General features: G+C 54.0%; 7 protein-coding genes. All 7 read right to left on the bottom strand.

Annotated features, from left to right (window positions below; translation table 11 throughout):
• Positions 1-151: 151 nt before the first annotated feature.
• On the bottom strand, positions 152-1,645 hold the full coding sequence (locus LOC67_RS10845; RefSeq protein ID WP_230262595.1) for an AAA family ATPase: 1,494 nt from the start codon (positions 1,643-1,645) through the stop codon (positions 152-154).
• A gap of 125 nt (positions 1,646-1,770) precedes the next feature.
• Entirely contained in the window at positions 1,771-1,962 is a 192-nt protein-coding gene (locus tag LOC67_RS10850) for a DUF2997 domain-containing protein (protein WP_230262596.1), read from the bottom strand.
• Complete coding sequence (locus tag LOC67_RS10855; protein ID WP_230262597.1) at positions 1,959-2,327, bottom strand: DUF1257 domain-containing protein; 369 nt, start codon at positions 2,325-2,327, stop codon at positions 1,959-1,961. The genes LOC67_RS10850 and LOC67_RS10855 overlap by 4 nt, the downstream gene beginning before the upstream one ends.
• Before the next feature lie 26 nt (positions 2,328-2,353).
• Positions 2,354-2,848, bottom strand: a complete 495-nt coding sequence (locus LOC67_RS10860; RefSeq protein WP_230262598.1) for a hypothetical protein — start codon at positions 2,846-2,848, stop codon at positions 2,354-2,356.
• Between the two features lie 313 nt (positions 2,849-3,161).
• Positions 3,162-3,806 (bottom strand): hypothetical protein, encoded by a 645-nt coding sequence (locus tag LOC67_RS10865; protein WP_230262599.1) that lies wholly within the window; start codon positions 3,804-3,806, stop codon positions 3,162-3,164.
• An 816-nt stretch (positions 3,807-4,622) separates the two neighbouring features.
• Entirely contained in the window at positions 4,623-5,264 is a 642-nt protein-coding gene (locus LOC67_RS10870) for a PEP-CTERM sorting domain-containing protein (RefSeq protein ID WP_230262600.1), read from the bottom strand.
• A gap of 59 nt (positions 5,265-5,323) precedes the next feature.
• Complete coding sequence (locus LOC67_RS10875; protein WP_230262601.1) at positions 5,324-17,131, bottom strand: CARDB domain-containing protein; 11,808 nt, start codon at positions 17,129-17,131, stop codon at positions 5,324-5,326.
• Positions 17,132-17,176: the final 45 nt, after the last annotated feature.

Below are 17,176 nucleotides of genomic sequence, written 5' to 3' on the forward strand. Positions count from 1 at the left end.
CCAGTTCTGCCTTTCCCAGCATTGGGACGGGTGACGCATCGAAGTAGTGTTTCTGAGTTGCGGGTTCGGCTGATAACATTTCGTCGCGCCAATACCGCAAGGCAGCCCGAATGACTGCGAGTTCGTTGGATGAAAGGTCGACTTCCATCGTTCAGTTCTGGGATGGATTCGTGCGAGAGACGCGACGGCGAGCCTTGCCGTTCGTTGGTTTGAATTGGTATATGCCAGATTTTTCGGCATCAAGGCATCGCCCGCTGGCCCACTGCCTCAATTGCTCGACCGATTCCGACGCGGTCGCAGATACTGGGACCACGTTTAGTGCGGCTTGCGAAAGCGGGATGTCAAGCAAAGCGGCAAGACGGCAGCAGGAGCGGACCTCCGCACCTGTCCACCCCTCATCACCCGGACGCCGTTGATCGGCATCAAGCTGGAACAGACGAATGTACTGGTCCCAGATGCGGTCCTTCTGCTCCCGGCCAGGTAAGTCCAAGAACACGATACCGTCAAATCGTTCGGCGCGAGTTAGTTCCGGCGGAAGTCGTGAGATGTCATTGCAGGTTGCGATCAGGTACACGTTTGATGTGTGATCGTTCATCCAGGACAACAGCGTCCCCAGCATCCTTGATGACACGCCTGAATCGTTTTGTCCCGAACCCGATGCGCCACTGAGGGCCTTCTCCAGTTCGTCCACAAACAGGATTGCGGGCGCCATCGCATCTGCGATTTGCAGCACTCGTCGGACATTCTGTTCTGTCTGTCCAACGAGGCTTCCCATCAGGGCACCGATGTCGAGAATCAATGTGGGTCTGCCGGTTTCGCGGCCGAGTGCTTTTGCGAAAGCCGTCTTGCCGGTCCCCGGAACACCCAGCAGCAACACGCCCTTGGGCTGTTTGAGCAGATTGTCCCGTCCCGAATGCAGAAGGGATCGTTTGCAAAATGCTTTCAAGCTTTCCAGGCCACCGAGTGATCGGAAGTCCTCCTCGCCTTTGTAGAGACGCAGTAGCCCGGACTTCTTCAGCATGCCCGATTTCAATTCCCAAATCGTGTCGGGCTTTACCCTGGATTCGCGGACGAGACTGAGGCCGATGGCATTTTCCATCTCCAGTCGCGTCAGCCCTATCGCAGCGTCGAGAACTGTTTCGAGTTCGTCGCCGGTCGGAAGCTCACCGTCTTCGGTGGCGATCTCTTCTGCAATCTGTCTTAGTAGCTGGCGATTCGGCAGTGGGTGATCGACGACGACGAACAGCTTTTCCAGTTCGGTTGGAATCAGGACGATGGGTGACAGCACGATGTAGATCGTTCGAGTCGATTTTCCACGTACGGCCTGACCGGCTAGCGTCTGTACGATTTCGGCCGAGCCGAGAAATCGATGAAAGTTGCGTAGTACAACGATCAATGGCGATTCTTCTGAAGCGAGCGAGGGTATCACACGGATCGCCGACAAGGGATCTGAGGCTTGGTCGTCACCGACCGTGCTGCCGGATAGTTGAATTCCTTGGTCAATGTCCCAACTGGCCATCCGCCAATCTTGGTCTCGACACAATTGTGCGATCTCTGCGATCGCGTCATCGTGTTCGTAGCTTTCAACCCAGATGGCCGAGAAACATGCTCGTGTCAATTCCTCGATCCGTTCGGAAAGATTCATTAGGCATTCCTTTTGAATGAGTATTTGGGTTTCGACAACTAGGTCAGTGCGTGACGGACCCCGTCGTCGGGTTTCGTTGCAAGCGTTTGTCAACGTTTGAGAAGTAAGAACTTCGAGTTGTTTGGCTAACGTTCTTGTTGCCTGTTTTGCTCGATTTGAGACTTCGCGTAGAATTCGCTCGTCAGCACTTCCGATTGCCGTTTGCCCAGCGTTGACTCAAGCAATCGACTCGCTTCTCGGCATTCATCGCCCGCGAAGCCTCTGGTTTCAACACGAGTTTCACCGTTGAGTCGAACGAGGATTTCGATGGTTTTCAAGCTTCACCTCCGAGTTGAATGGTGAGTTTGATCGTCCCATCAGCCAAGGTTTGTTCGGTAACCGAGTGCCCCTGTCGTCTCGATTCAAAGACGGACTTTTCAACCGCGTAGGCTTGTTTGAGCCGATCGAGGTGGACTTGATCGCCCCACTTGCCGTTGTAGTTGTCGTAGAGCACGGTGCCGGTCTCGATCTGGCAGACGACCGGATATCTCCAATCGGGAAGTTCGACACAGTAGCCGGTCGCCTCACTGCTAAACAGCTTGGTGGTCCGATGGACCGGTTCCGCCAGTCCGAGTCTTTGGCAAGAGCGACGTAGGGCAATGGGATCTCGAATCTCTGTCGCGATAGTCACGACGTGCGACATGTCTTGTCCTCTGATGTTGGGGGAAATCATTTGGGTTCTTGGGGATCAGTCGTGGTGTCAAGGAGTCGACCACGATGTGAAGTGTCGCTTCGATCAAACAACATGGGCCGATCGGCGACCATATCGTCGATCATCAAGTTGACCATTGCTTGATCGCTTAAGGCATCCTGCGGGCTGGTGAGCAACAGCCAGATCAAGCCCAGCGGGAGCAAGCAGGCGAAAATGAGACCCACGCTGGTGATCGCCGCTGCGGAAAGCGAGTCAAACCGACGTGATGACGCGATATCGCGCCGTTCGTCCTCGAGTTGGTCACGCTCTTGATTGATTTTGGAACGTTCGGACTGCACCTCCCGTTGCATTGCGGCAACCTCTCGTTGCAGTTCCGCGGCGCGAACGTTCTGTTCAGCTTGTCGGATTTCGTGACGCTGCGCCATCTCGATCAGACGGGTATCTTTATCTCTTGGGCATCCCGCCACGATCGCCAACAGCATCATCGGAATCAGAATGGATGGTGTTTTCACGGGACCTCCAACGGTCCATCAGGCGTTTGAGGATTCGTTGCAGCGCCAGTCGCAACCGTCGTTCTTTGATCAGTGCGACGATCGCCAACAGCAATGCAACTGACAGAAGGGTTAACACAATGTGCGTCAAAAAGCACCTTTTCGGGTTTTGTGGTCGGAGTAGGGAATGTCACGGAAAGCTAAGAACCGCTTCAAGTAATATGCCGCATTTTTGCCGCTTATTTAGCTGTGCCACCTGGAGCGATTCGCTCCGTTGAATACGGTCAGCGAATACCTCGCTGATCTGCGCTTGCCATCAGCAAGGAGCTTGCCGTCAAAAGGACCGTCCTGATCCATAGCACGACGGGCACGACCTTGATTGCAGAACGCCGTTACCGTCAACGTATCGATAGACCCCGGCGCCGCCGCAACGTGGGCAGATAGCAGTATTTTCAATCGACTGTTTGAATCGCTGGTAGCGAGGGTCGTTTTGCTGTCGGCGCTGTTGTTCGGCACTTGCGCCAAGCAGTGCCCCTAGAAACTCCGCCGCTGCTCGCGACGCTTCATCATCCTCGGAGAGGCTTGGGGCTTGTGTCGTGCTGGCCTTTTTTTCCCGTTTTGGTGAACGGGCATGGGGCTCCGGTTGCTCCACCGAATGCTCTCTGGTAGTAACGGTCCGTTCTTCAGAATCAGTCTCTCGGCCCGACGGAACAACGGCCAGGAGTCCAAAGATCAAGATGGCCACAAGCATCGTACCGAGCACGGGAACGAAATCGATGCCCCTTAACGGTGGCCTGTCTGAGTCCCTTTTCAATCGCTTTGTGACGAGCGTCACTGCCAGATAGAGTGTCAGGATCACGGCCGCAAATCCGCCAAGGGAGAGCGAGATTCGGATGAGTGGCCACAGCCATCCAAAGGCATAGAGAACGGAAAAGGCAACAATGGTTGTAGCCAACTGAAACTTCTTAGTCGTGTTCATAGGTTCCTCGAATACTGAAAGGGAAAACAGCGTCTTGCGCAGACGGAGAGCACGAATCGACCCAGCGAAAGAAATGGCTCCCGGGCCTGTTGGGGAATGCCAGCGAGAGAAACTGGTCTAGTTCAAGAGGGCGCCGCGAAACGCATGGAACGCCCGTTGTCGTTTGCGCGCGAACCGGCGCGCAGACACGATATTCGCAAGCACGGCATGATCCGCAACTACCCGGGCGACACGATCACCAGATGCCGATGCCCAAAGAGGCGGTTGAGATCATCATGCACTGCAACCGTCTCGCGTCGGCGATCTTGAATTGGTGCGTCTCCAGCGAATTGGAACGGATAACCGATTCCAATCACCTTATATGCCGCAAAAACGGCCTGAATTTAGCAATCCGTGGTCGAATGGGCTGGGATTGCATACGTCCAAAACACTTGGCGTGGTGCCAGAGCTAAGAAATGGCCTCCTGCCATAACACTCTCTACCCAATATGCCGCATTTTGCCCGTTAATTTAGCAATTTCCGGCCGTTGAATGCGTCTCGTATGGATGGGCGTACATGGTCATATACGCATATCCATACGGGAAGCATTTAGTTTGAAGCGCCGCTAGAAACGGCTGAAGACTCAAATTATTTGACTCACCGTTTCGGTCTGGCAACAACTTGTCCTGGTCCGCTTCAATCGAAGGCGGAAACTGTCGCCCGCGACCAAGTCAGCAATCGGGCCGAACAAGTGTTTGATTCAGAACGACACATAGATTGGGACTGAAAAGCCACTTGGTGAATAACGACCATCAGTGGTGACAAGCTCGAAAAACTTCACTTGCGAACCGCATCCGGGCAACGCTTTCGGCGTCGAGCCAGGACCCCTACAGCACCGATGACGAGAAGTAAGATACTTGAAGGTTCTGGTACAGCAGAGATGGTTTGGGGCAAGACCGCGAATGTGTCGGCTTGAATCGATGCGAATTCATCGATCGGCGTTGGCGTGAGATCGGGTGTGTCCAAGATTAAGGCGGCAGCATCAACTGAGAATGTCAAATCGCCCATGTAGGTCGGAAGCGTTGACACGACGACGTTGGCGACCGAACTGTTGGTGCCCGGAACAACGTCGACTCCGGTGAAATCGAAATCACTGAGCGTCAGACGCTGTGTCATCGCCGAGTCAGTATTGACTGCATCGAAGAACAAGGCGTCGGATGGGAATACGTATCCTGATGCCGCCGCATCTGTTCCCGCGAGATCGAAAAAGTAATCGACTCCGGCGGTGCCAGAATTTCCCGACAACAATAGGTCGATTTGGTAGGAGCCCAGATTGGTAGCAGCCGGAAGTCCGACCGAAAGGGTGAAACTGCTTCCAGGTGTGTAGGCTGAGTTTGAGTACAAGAGCTGGACCGGCGCGGCGGAAACTGCGGTCGACATCAATGTCGCAAATGAAAGTAGCAGGAGTCGCAGAGGCATTTGAAGTATCCTGACTGGAGTGTAAACGTTTTCAGTGGAATTCGAATTTAGATGGGTGACTAATTCAATAGACGCAGTTTTTGCTGGTCATCCGCCAGAACCCGAAGCATTTGATCGTCTTCATCATCGTCAGCATCGACGGACGGCGAAAGAAAGACGTGATCGACGGACCTAGCCGAGTCTCGGGCCGCCGAAACCAATTCAAATTCAGCACGGCTTGCAGCGTACTCTTGGCTGAGTCGGTTGATGACAAGCAATGCATCAAGCGCCGAGACTGCACCATCTCCGTTGACATCATATTGACTGTTTGACGCTGAAGGACCTTCACCTTCCGCGGACGAATTCATTGAAACTTGTTGTCGGCCTAAATGGTTGATGACAACAAGAGCGTCCAAAGCAGAAACGCGGCCATCACGATTTGTGTCCTCGTAAGCGATCGGAGCAGGGGCACTGGCCTGAGTTGCTGACAATGGCATCCCATTGGGGGGCGCGATGGATTGACCGTTTGCTCTGGTGGCGATGATTCGATCTCGGACGCTGATTCGACCGTCGCGGTCGAGGTCGGCGTTCGCGTCGAAGTCGTCCGTATTCGAGAAGCGACCGAGAGAGTCAAGCACGATTGATCGATCCAATGCATCGACGACCCCATTTCCGTCGGCATCGCCGGTTAGCTTGTGGAAGTAAAATGAGTAGTCATCACCAGCGGTTCCATCTGCGTTGCCGTCGAGTCGGTTGCCGGCGAGGTCGGTGACTTGAGCGGCCGCGAAAGTCACCTGATAAAATCCGTCTTCGAGCGATTGGCGTCCGCCCGCGAACTGGTCCAGCGACCAAGTGATTTGAGAGGTGCCGGTCTCTTCGTCGAAGGTGTAGCGGAATTGGTCCGCAGTCAGCGGGATTAAAACGTCGGTGTCTGTGTCCGCGTTGACTCCCAAATTCGTTAGCGTCACGGCACCGGTGATCGCGCCGTCGGCGATCATCGCTTCCAGATTGGTTGCTTCGTCGAATGTGAATGTCAACAAGTCGACATAGGATCGCTGCGTCATCCCTGCCTGAATGACCGTCTGGATTACCGTGGGCGATATGTCGTCTGGTGCCGGAGGGGTCGACGCGAGTGCATCCGGGGCTTGCGGAATGGCCTCGATCTTTCCCGCGTTATCTCGTGCTACCGAATAGAACGCATATGTGTGCCCGAGTTCGCCAACGTACTGGGCCGTCGTCAGAGTGGTTCGGCCGAGCCATTTCTCGTAAGGACCGTCGTTGATCGACACGAACACGTCGTATGAGGCGACCGCTGATCCATCCTCATCGTCCGTGCCCGACCAACTGACGTCGAAAGTGGTTTCGGTTACCTGCGAAGGCAAAGCGTCCACTTCACTGGTTGGGGCAACAGCATCGATCGTGTTGAAGATCGGCGGCGTGTCGATCGGTTCATTGATGTCAAAGATAATTCGAGCTTCCGCATCGATGATGTCACCGGTAATTGAAGTTCTGCTAGGCCTGACCGAGTACGTCACGAACCCGTCGCCTTCCGGGGGCATCAGGTTTGGTGGCAGGAAGCCCAGAAGCGGATCGAATGGTTCGAGTCCCGTTGCCGGATCGATCGCCAAAATTTCCCAGAACACTTCGCGTGAAGCGATATCGATGCCCGCGACGACATCGATAAAAATCCCATCCTCCTCGACTCGATCGAACCGCTTTGAGAATGCGGCAACATTTGCCGGCACACTGAACACGGTTTCGCCGATTCCAAAGTCGCCAAGTCGGAATGATCGGGGATCAAGATCACTATCCAAAGTCTGCGTAATCCGGAGCTGTTGCACCGGTGCGTTCGCGACCAACGGGTCGTTCTCGAAGCGTATTCGATATTGAAGATCATCGGTGACGCTTACCCACCGCTGCTCACCAAAACCATCAGGCCCGAGAATGTCGTTCGGGTCAGAGTTGAAGAACCGCAAGATTGGATTCCGTCGAATCGGTGAGTTGCCTCCGTTCGGGTTGTCTCCGTTTCCGGGTTGGCCGTCATCTCCAGGCTCATCATCATCTGTCGGGTCATCGTCGTCGCCAGGCTCCGGCTCCAACGCATCATCGTCGAGTGGTTGCGGCTTCGGCTGGGGACGAGGGGGGTCGGGATCATTTGGGTTTGGATCAGGGTCTGGGTCCGGATCTGGTTGATTGTCGTCCCGTTCAGCTTTGCAACGCTCGATGCAGTGATTGAGTGCACTAAGCAAAGCATTTGCATCCGCGACTGCTGTCAAATACCTCTGCTGTTGTAATTCCAACGTACGCTGATCATTCCTCATCGCATTGAAGCTTCCCGTTGAAGTTCGAAGCCCACGACTGACGGCAGCGAATGCGTTCTCCAAGTCCTCTTTGATCTGAAAAATCGTTTCGATTCGGTCAAAAAACATTCGGAATCGAGGTGGGAACAACTCGCTCTGCCCCGCCATCCGGGCAACGACCTCGACAAAACGTGCGACGTCACTCGATATTGAGTTTCCAAGTCGCAAAACTTGAGCAACCAATTCACTGTAATCATCGACCTCTCCCGCGTCTTTCGCCCGGGCAATAATGTTCTTATACCGCTCGACTCCGTTGTCTGTACCCGCAAGAGCGGTGAGTGCTCCCAATGTCTCCTTTGAAAGTTGAGATTGCTCGGGTGTAAGGTCGTTAGCAACCTGCATAAGAGTTCCCAGCTCTCGAAAAGCCAAGACTGACTGTCTAGAGAGTGTCGTCGCTTTAAACAGAGCGACACCACCGTTTAGTGATGCCTGTCCAAAGCCCTGTAAGAACGTTAGCAGGACGTACCCTGCGTTTTGAAGCATTCGTTCTTCACTATCAAAAACCTCTCTAAGTTCACGAGCCTGCCGCCCAATTGCGCTACTCAGTTGCGTATCCAAATTGCCGCAATCGCAATCCTCGGGAACTTCAGGTCGATTTCGTACCTCGAGTGGGCTTGCTTTTATTTCGCTACCGAGGAAAGGTTTTAACCACTCAGGCACGAATCGGGAGAAAATAGATTCACCTTCTGCTAACCTGATCGACTCGTCCGAAACCTCCGAAAAAGAACTTGCTGGAGAAGTGGAAACGTTGCTCTCGTCACTTCGGGCTTCGATCACCAAAATGGATGATTCCGCTGAGATTGATCCGATGTTTACTCCATTGCCTGGCTCGACCGTTATGGCGGCTTCGGTAGATTTTTTGTTGCCCAGAGAAAGAACGACAACCGAGATATCGTCCCCTACAACGGCATCGAATGCAAAATCGCCATTGAAAGCTACTCCGGTCGATGCAATTACGACCCCACGTCTCAGCAACAGTACGATGGGAGGTACAGCCGTATTGAATGTCGATGGTTTAATTGCTCCGACAAGCGAACCGGTTGCAGGAAAAGGAGTGAGTTCACCAATATCAACGTTCGCTAGGGCATTAAACTGTAGCTCAATTTCTTCATGGCTTGGAATGACTATCCTCAACACAACAGATTCGTTTGGAGAGATTTCTGCTGAGAAATCGCCATTGTCTTGGATTGAGATAACTCGCGGCGAGATGACACCGTCGGAACTTGCCAAGTAAATTGAAGCGGACCGGATCAATTCCAGATCGCTGGCGTTGAGCGAGCCAAGTATCGAGACTGATTGAATGTCATCAACTGAGAATTCGACACTACTGTCTTCGGCCACGACGACGATTTGATCGTGCGTCCCGGAACTGGTGACAATGCTCAACCTGTAAACTCCCGGCACCAAGCCCTGTACGTCAAGAGAAGGCTCCAAGACATCTGAAGTCGTAAAGTCAGAAATTGAATTCAATCCATCTAGCTGGCTGAGCGTCACGTTCTCGATTGACTCACCAGAGCTATTAGAGATGCTGAGCGTCAGGTTACCGGAATCGAAATCGATCACCTGATCCGAACCGAGGTTGACGTCAACCACTTGAGGAACGAAGAAGCTGCTACCGATTGCGTCTACGGATAGTTCATACCTTCCTGCTTTCGTGAACAAGAATGAGAAGCGGCCTTGGTCGTTGGTCGGCGTTGTCGCGATCAGGACTCCATCCTGCAAGACTGAAACTACTGCGTTTGCCAACCCAGCAAGAGCGTTGCTTGTGACTTCGCCAGTGAGTCTGGACGAATCGCCTAACTGAAGAACGATTCCGCCGATGGAGGCATTTGAAGAAGTGATAGAAACAAGCTGGCTCGTTGATTCTTTCTGCCCACTGACGTAGACAACATAGTCTGCGTTCGGAACTCCAATAATCGAGAACGTTCCTTCTTGGCTGGTGACCGTTGAGAAGCTATCTCCGCCGTCCACTCGCTCAAGCACGGTCAACACCCCCTCCGCGAACTCTCCCGTAGCAAGTCTGACCGTTCCCGCAATCGAACTGTCTTCCATCAGTTGAATCGAAAGGTCGGAAATATCAGTTCCAAGCTCAACTTCGAGCAACTGCGGTACAGAGCGACCGAAATCTGCTCCAGAGATTGATAGTTCGTAAGTCCCAGGTGGCACAGCGTCGATGACGAACTGGTTGTTTGCAACGGGCGCGCTCACTACTAAGCCCTCCATTGACTCCAGCGTTGCGACGGCGTCGTTCCCGACAATCGCACTGTCCTCGACGATCACGACTCCCGAAACTGTCGCAGCGGCCACCAAAGAAATGGTCCCTACATCGGCGAGAGAACCATCGTTTACCGCCACGCCCTCAAGTCTGACGGGTACGGCTCCCTCCTCATTTATCTCCAGGTCATAGACACCCTGCGAGAGTCCTCCTATTCTAAAAATTCCATTCTGGAAAGTCGCCTGAAACGGAATTGATGCGCTGCCACCTTCGATAGGAAATGCAACAATCGAAATGGCTGAGGGGTCCTGGCCAACGGCGACCAGTGAACCAGTAATCACAGATTCCTGCTGTAATTGAAGCTGAAGCGATACATCTTCAGCAAGAACTTCAATTCCTTCGATCTCGACTGTTGCAAATCCCTCGGCTCTTACAATTGCCTTGTAGCTGCCCGGACGCAAATTTGAGAAATTAACACCTAACTCGTTCTCCGTTGAGAACGTCGATACAGGACTGTCGTCTTCGTCTAACAGATCAAAGGCGAAGTCGTCAATGAATCGTCCAGCTTCATCAGTTGCCGTGAGGGCTATTTGAGATCCGTGAAAAGCCTGCATGTCTATGCCGCGACTCTGGATGCCAGCCTCAACTTCGATCAAATTGTCGTCAAAATAACCGGCGGAATAGTCAATACGGTAGACGCCAGGATCAAGCGAGTGAAATACAAATTCGCCGTCTATTCGAGTTTCGGCGAGGTAAGCTTCGTTTGTCGATGCGTGAACTAAACGAAGCTGTTCGCCACCGATTGCAATCTGAAACGAGTTTGCCTGCACCCGGCCAGTCACTGAAGTTGTCAATTCAGCAAGTGCATTGACAATTTCAAGATCCATCAACTCATAAAACGTTGGGACAGCACCCAAATAGCTTGAAATCAAAGATGCGTTCTTCGCCAACGAGTCCAGGATATCACCGTTAGTCGTCCCCACATTTGCAATAAGCTGACCGAAGACTTCATCGTATTGCTGGCTAGACAGATTGCTCGGACGCAAACCAGGTTTGACAGCGTCCCAATCGAAAATTGCGTCGCGATTGGCGAGTTGCCGGGTTGTCAATGGAACATCGAATCCCGCCTGAAGCGAAGCTTGAGAGTAGAGCGTAAGGGTTCCGAAGTCGCCAGGCTTCAGAATGCCCTTCGGCCCTCCGTTCTGATTGATCCCGACGAACTCATAGAACAGGCCCAGGTTTCCACCCGTCGGCGTGAGAAACAGCGGGGTGGTATTGCCGACCAAGACAAACGGAGCTGGTGCATCGTTCAGACCATCATTGGCCCATGCAAATTCAACAGCGTATCTTGCCCCAATCCCAACTCGTGATGGAGCATCAATCTGGACTTCCGCAAGCCCGCCACCGCCAGCAACAACCTCAAGACTGTCCTCGACCAAAATCGAACCCGCCGACTCCGTCGCCACCTCCACGTCGTAGAACCCTGGAGCGAGACCACGCAAATCGAATGTCGCGTAGCTCTGTATCGACGTGTCGTGCCAAATCTGTTGGGCTGGGATCCGTGTGCCTACCGCATCGATGAGCGTTGCTGTTAGGGTGCGATCAAATTTTGCACCGCTGATCGAGATGGTGCGATCTCCGATGTTCCCCCCGCGACCGAAGGATTCATCGAAGACGGTGAAGTCAATCGTATTTGCCTCGATCGTTATCGACTGGTCATCGGTGTTCTGCTGACCATGGGCGAGCATGTAATAGGTGCCCGCTTCTGTGACCGATACAACAATTCGCTGATTCGGGGCTAGCGCATTGGCGAAAGTGAAGTCGGCTTCTGATCGAGTCGGTATTTCTCCGAAGCTGACGTAGAGTTCGTTGACGGCATCGGCATTGTCCGAATCAAGCTCGAAGAGAAGCGTCTCGCCCTTTTCAACATCGATTTTATAGAATAGCGACTGTCCGTCACCGAGATTGCTCGTGACGGGCAGTCCGAGAGTCAGCGATTCAACGTCCACGTCGGTGCGATCGACGGAAGCAGCGAGGTTGTTGTCTTCGTCTGCTTCGGCGATTTGATTGCGGATATCCGAACGGACGATGACGTGGTAATCGCCGGGGACGACACCGGGCAGCGGTGCTTCGATTGTTCGTGAATAGCTGGTGTTTCCAGTGATTGGTCCCGAAACATCGACCGATCCGAATAGGCGGTCGCCAATATCCCACTGACCGTCCGCCGAAATGTAGAGCCGGTCGGTCCAACTGCCGTTGATCGCCTCGGTCGAGAGGTTGCTGACCGTGTAGCTGACCGACGCGACTTGATTCAGCGCTGCGGACGCGGGAACCGTGATCGTGCCGACCGCAAGATCGACGGGTGGTGGCAAGGTCAGTTCGATCGGCTGCAGATCCCTAGCGACGTTGTTCGCGACGCTGCCGACTTCCGGAATTCGGTCGCTACCATCCGTGCTGACAAAGACATAGTAGGGACCGGAGAGTCCACGCGGGACCGGGAACGTCGCCGACTGGGTGTAGCTTTCACCGATTGCAAGGTCGTTTGGTCGATTGGCGAATCCGAGATAGACATCGCCGTCTCGATTGAAAACTTGGTCGAGCGAAAGATAAACCGAGTCGAACCATTCGCCATCGGTCATGAATGCGTCGTTGCGAACTGACCAAGAAACGTCAATCGTCTGACCGCTGACGCCGTCTGCGGGTGCATCGACGTTTGTTACGACTAGGTCGGCCGGTGGACGTGGGCCGTCGCCCCCGGTGCCATCAGGATCGAACTCAGCAAAGCGAACGACTTGTGACGTTCCTGTGGCGTTGTTTGATTCACCCGCGCCTTCGATCACACTATTACGGGCATCGGTCTGAACGAGGACGAAGTATTCACCGACCGCGTCAAGCGGAATCGCGAAGTTACGGTTTCGCGAGTAGCTCTGACCGGACCCGAGCGGGTTGGTTCGCTGGACCTCGGCGAGACGGATATCGTTGAGGCTGATGGTCGTGTCTTGCGACAGGTATATTCGATCTGCCCAGAAGTTTGCGTTGGTCGCACCGGTGCCGGTATTGGTGACGGACCACTGAATATTGAACGGGCGACCGGCTTCACCCGTATCGGCGGTCGTGAGCGACGTAACTTGCAGGTCGGGCGTGTCGCGACCAATCGAAAGCGGTGCGGGTGAGCTGACATTGTTGGCGCGCTGGCCATCCTCGAATACTCGTTCGCCCGAGTCAGCTTGCAGGAACAAGAAGTACTCGCCTGGCGAGACGCTAAACGGGATCTCGACTGCTTGATTCGCAACGTCGTAGCTTTGCCCAGCTTCGATCAGGCCGTTGTGTGAACGGCGAAGTAGTGTGATGTCGTCGCCGTTCCCGAAAACTTCGTCGGTCGACAGCACAACATTGTCTGTCCAGCGGCTGATGATGGTGCTGCCCGAGCCGACGTTCTGAACCGACCAATTGGCGAGAAAGGTCCCGCCCGCGACTGCCGATGGCGGAACCGATAACTGGGTGGAGGACAGATCGGCCGGGCTTTGGGTAAAGCTGGTCGTGGTCGCCGAAACACCGGTGTTGTTGTCATCGCTTAATTCGAGTACTCCGTTCCGGGAGTCGGTAACGACAAAAACAAAGAACGTACCAGCCAACTCGTCGGGCACGCGACCACTGACCGTCGAAGTGTATCGGCTCGCCTCGGTGAAATCGGCGGTCAACGCGCCGAAGTGTGCCGTTGACGTGAGGAAGAAATCGTCGGAAGGATCAAACTGATCGTCGGACGACAGATAGATTGCGTCGGTCCAGGCTGTCGTTTGCGTGGTGGTCTGGCCCAGGTTTTCGACGGTATAGGTGACCTCGAGCAATTCACCGGAACGGGCACCGTTCGGAACGGTGACACTGGTGACTTCAAGGTCGGGGAGTGCTCCCTGAATGATCGTGGTGGGTGTTTCGGAAGCGATCGTGTTGTTTTCTTCGAACACATGTTCAAACACGTTGCCGCCGGCAAAACCGGTGACCGCATCGGTCTCGACGATGAAGAAGAAGTCGCCGGAAACTTCCAGCGGGATCGCAAACTCGGCGGTTGCCGCGTACGTCTCACCGGGAAGTAGTTCGCCACGATGATTTACGAGAGCTAGCGGTCGGTCGTCCTGATCCAGCACTTGATCGGTCGAAAGAAAGACTCGATCGTTCCATGCGTCGGTTCGGGTGCTTCCGGTGCCCTGATTCCGGACCACCCAATCGATTCGAGCTGTTTCACCGGAGATCCGCATCGCCGGCGCGACGATCGATTCGACGATCAAATCCGGTGGTGGGGTGAGCGTAACATCGGTGGGTCCAGCGGACGAGATGTTATCGTCCTCGCCGCCAAATTCATTGACCCGACTATCGGAATCCGCAATGACTAGGAAGTAGTACGGCCCGTTAATCCCACGCGGCAGAGTGACTTGAAAATCCTCGGTGCGGTATGAGCTGCCCACATCCAAAAAGGATTGGTTGGGAGTGCGACCAAGAAACACATCAAATTGTGGGTCGAAGACGGTGTCGGTCGAGAGGTAGACGGAGTCGTTCCAAATCGGAGCGTTGGTGCCTCGGGTGCCGATGTTCTCAACCGTCCAGCTAACACCGGTGCTCTGGCCGGAGAACGCCGTGTCGGGAACGGTGACGTTGGAAACGATCAAGTTAGGGAACGGCTGCAAAGTGAGCGCGATCGGAGCGTCATCAATCGCAACATTGTTGGCTTCGCCGTCCCCTTCGAATACCTCCGATTCGATGTCCGTTGCGATAACAACAAAACGATCCTCGCTGAGGGTTCCGGGAAGCGTGATCAGTTGTGTTCGTTCGACAGAGCCACCAACGGGAATTTCGCCGGTGAACGTGAATGTTCCAAACGCTTGGTCGTCGCCAATTTGATCGTCGCTTGACAGGAAAATTCGCTCACCGAAGCTGCCTGAGAAAGGAGCTTCACCCTGATTGGAGATCGTCCAAGTGATTGGAATCTGCTGCCCAGAGAGTGCGGAGGGCGGCGCAACAATGCCGGTGACCACAAGATCAGGCAGCGGCGGAAGCTCAACCGACAATGGGCCGAGAACGATCGTGTTGTTCAGCTCATCCGTTTCCAACTCGGTTTGGTCGGCATCCGCAACCAGCAACAGGTTGTAGGAGCCGGGATCGAATCCGAATGGAATGGTGAAGCTGTCAGTGACCCTATACGGAGCGCCAGCAGGTATTAGTGGTAACGAGTCAGGCGAACTCGCGATTTCAGCTACCATCAGGTCGTCTTCGTCGACAGCCGAATCAGACGACAAGTAGAGCCGGTCGATCCACGTTCCGACTGTATCGCCAACTCCTCGGTTGCTGACCGTATAGCTGAAATCGAATGGTACGTTGAGCTGAATGGTCGTCGGTGATTCGACAATTTCCGGAACCAAATCAGGCTCAAGTCGCCGCGTGACTGAGATGGCGGCCGAGGCAATCGTATTGTTGTCGGATGCTAGGAATTCGTACTCCGCCTGATCTGCATTGACGACCAGTATCAGATGGAAATCACCCTCGATACGCTCTGGCAAGAGAAGTTCGGTCGAGAAGTTGGCTGAACCATCAATCGCGATCAATTGGTTGATGATTTCGCTGTCAATCAGAACGTCGTCAGCGCTGTATATATCGTCGGTTGAAAGATAGAATCGGTCGATCCAAGGCCCCGTCGTGTCACGGAAACCATCATTGGCTGTGTTCCAAGTGATAGGGATCGGCTGGCCACTCGTTGCCGTCGCGGGCAATCCGATTTCCGTCGGAATGAGATCCGCAAACTGGCTTGGAGCAATCAACAATTCGTCGGTTTCAGAAATGTTTGACAACGCGTCTTCGAATTCGTAGACCGCGTCTTCAGCATCGGTTCGAACGTACCACCGGTAGCTGCCATCCAGCCCGGTCGGAACAGTGCCACTCCAATTGCCCGCGTAGTTCTCACCGGGGGCTAGAACGCCATCGTGCGGTACTTCTGCAATCAAAACGTCGTCGGCGTTGCCATAGACGTCGTCAGTGGATACGAATATTCGATCGAGCCACGAGTTGACGGTTCCGTTGGGTGTCCCGTCGCCCGTCGTTCCAGTGCCTCCATTGGTCACCGTCCACGTGACGGTTGCTGGCTCACCAACGAATGCCAAAGCTGGTGTGACTACATCGGATGTATGTAGATCCGCGGAGGGAGTTCGAGAAACAGTGACCAAGTTATCGCTCGTGCTGACGTTGTTCGCTTCAAAGATAAATTCCGGTACATCATTCATCGCGTCGGTGCGAACGAAAATCTGATAGTTACCTTGAATACCCGGCGGAAGCATGACGGTTTGTGAGTCAGCGTAGTCCCCGCCGCCAGCAGTCAACGATCTTGCTTGTGTGAAAGTTCCCAGCACAACGTCGTCGGCGTTGCCTAACTCACTGTCGGCTGAGAGATAGATGCGGTCGCTCCAAGTCGTCGGGGCCAAGTCAACAGCGCCCGCATTTACTCCCATCCAAGAAACGACGATCTGTTCGCCACTGCTAGCAGTCGCCGGTGCAGTGACGTCAGTGACTTGCAAATCCACAAAATCGAGGGCGTCAGTGGGCTGGATTGAAGCCTGCAACAAATATTGCCCAGCCAAATCGCCATCACCGCGATCGACTACGGTCGCATAGTAAACGCCGTCTTCAGCGATATCCAAGCGAACAACTGAGCCATTCGTCGACGTCTGTGTACTGATGACCTCGTTAAGCGAGTTGCGAATATCGATGACTGGATCGATGGCACTCCATGGCGGTAAGGTGATCGTTAGCAATGCCGTGTTGTCAGCTTCGATCGTTCCGAGCGAAAAGGTGTCTTCATCAACATTGGAACTTTGGCCGGGCATGATTGTGCCAGCAACTGACCCGATGAATGTGTCTTCGCCTTGAGAAGTCAAGACGATTTGATCAGAATTCACGACGGAATCATTTCTATAGTTCTGATCGGTTTCGATGTCATGGAGCCGGTTAAGGTTGACCCGAAGGTCGTAGCCGCCAAACGAATTGGCTGATCCGCTATTGCGAAGCACCCGGATGTAATAGGTCCCATCTTCACTTAGTTCTCGACCACTGATATAGTCGGTGATGCCCGGACCGCCGCTGCCATCTTGATCGATGGAGGTCACATCATCCCCTGCATCGTTGAGCCGATACAAAATGATGTAGGGATCTAGGCTGCCACTGGTTCGTTGACTGAAGATGTCAACGCTGTCTCCGGCGAGTGCGTCAAACTTCCACCAGTCCACATCGGTGGTCGGATCGATCGAGCCAAGACCGACTTGGCTTCGCATCCAGCCGGTGCCATTGGCGGTGTCCGATTCGAACGTCAACTCGGT

Origin of the sequence: Stieleria sp. JC731, from assembly GCF_020966635.1 — a bacterium.
In the GTDB taxonomy this organism is placed as follows: domain Bacteria; phylum Planctomycetota; class Planctomycetia; order Pirellulales; family Pirellulaceae; genus Stieleria.

Excerpts from the sequence above, each read along its gene's own strand:
- LOC67_RS10845 (WP_230262595.1), bottom strand. The coding sequence starts at position 1,645 with ATGAATCTTTCCGAACGGATCGAGGAATTGACACGAGCATGTTTCTCG.
- LOC67_RS10855 (WP_230262597.1), bottom strand. The coding sequence starts at position 2,327 with ATGTCGCACGTCGTGACTATCGCGACAGAGATTCGAGATCCCATTGCC.
- LOC67_RS10865 (WP_230262599.1), bottom strand. The coding sequence starts at position 3,806 with ATGAACACGACTAAGAAGTTTCAGTTGGCTACAACCATTGTTGCCTTT.
- LOC67_RS10870 (WP_230262600.1), bottom strand. The coding sequence starts at position 5,264 with ATGCCTCTGCGACTCCTGCTACTTTCATTTGCGACATTGATGTCGACC.
- LOC67_RS10875 (WP_230262601.1), bottom strand. The coding sequence starts at position 17,131 with ATGCGAAGCCAAGTCGGTCTTGGCTCGATCGATCCGACCACCGATGTG.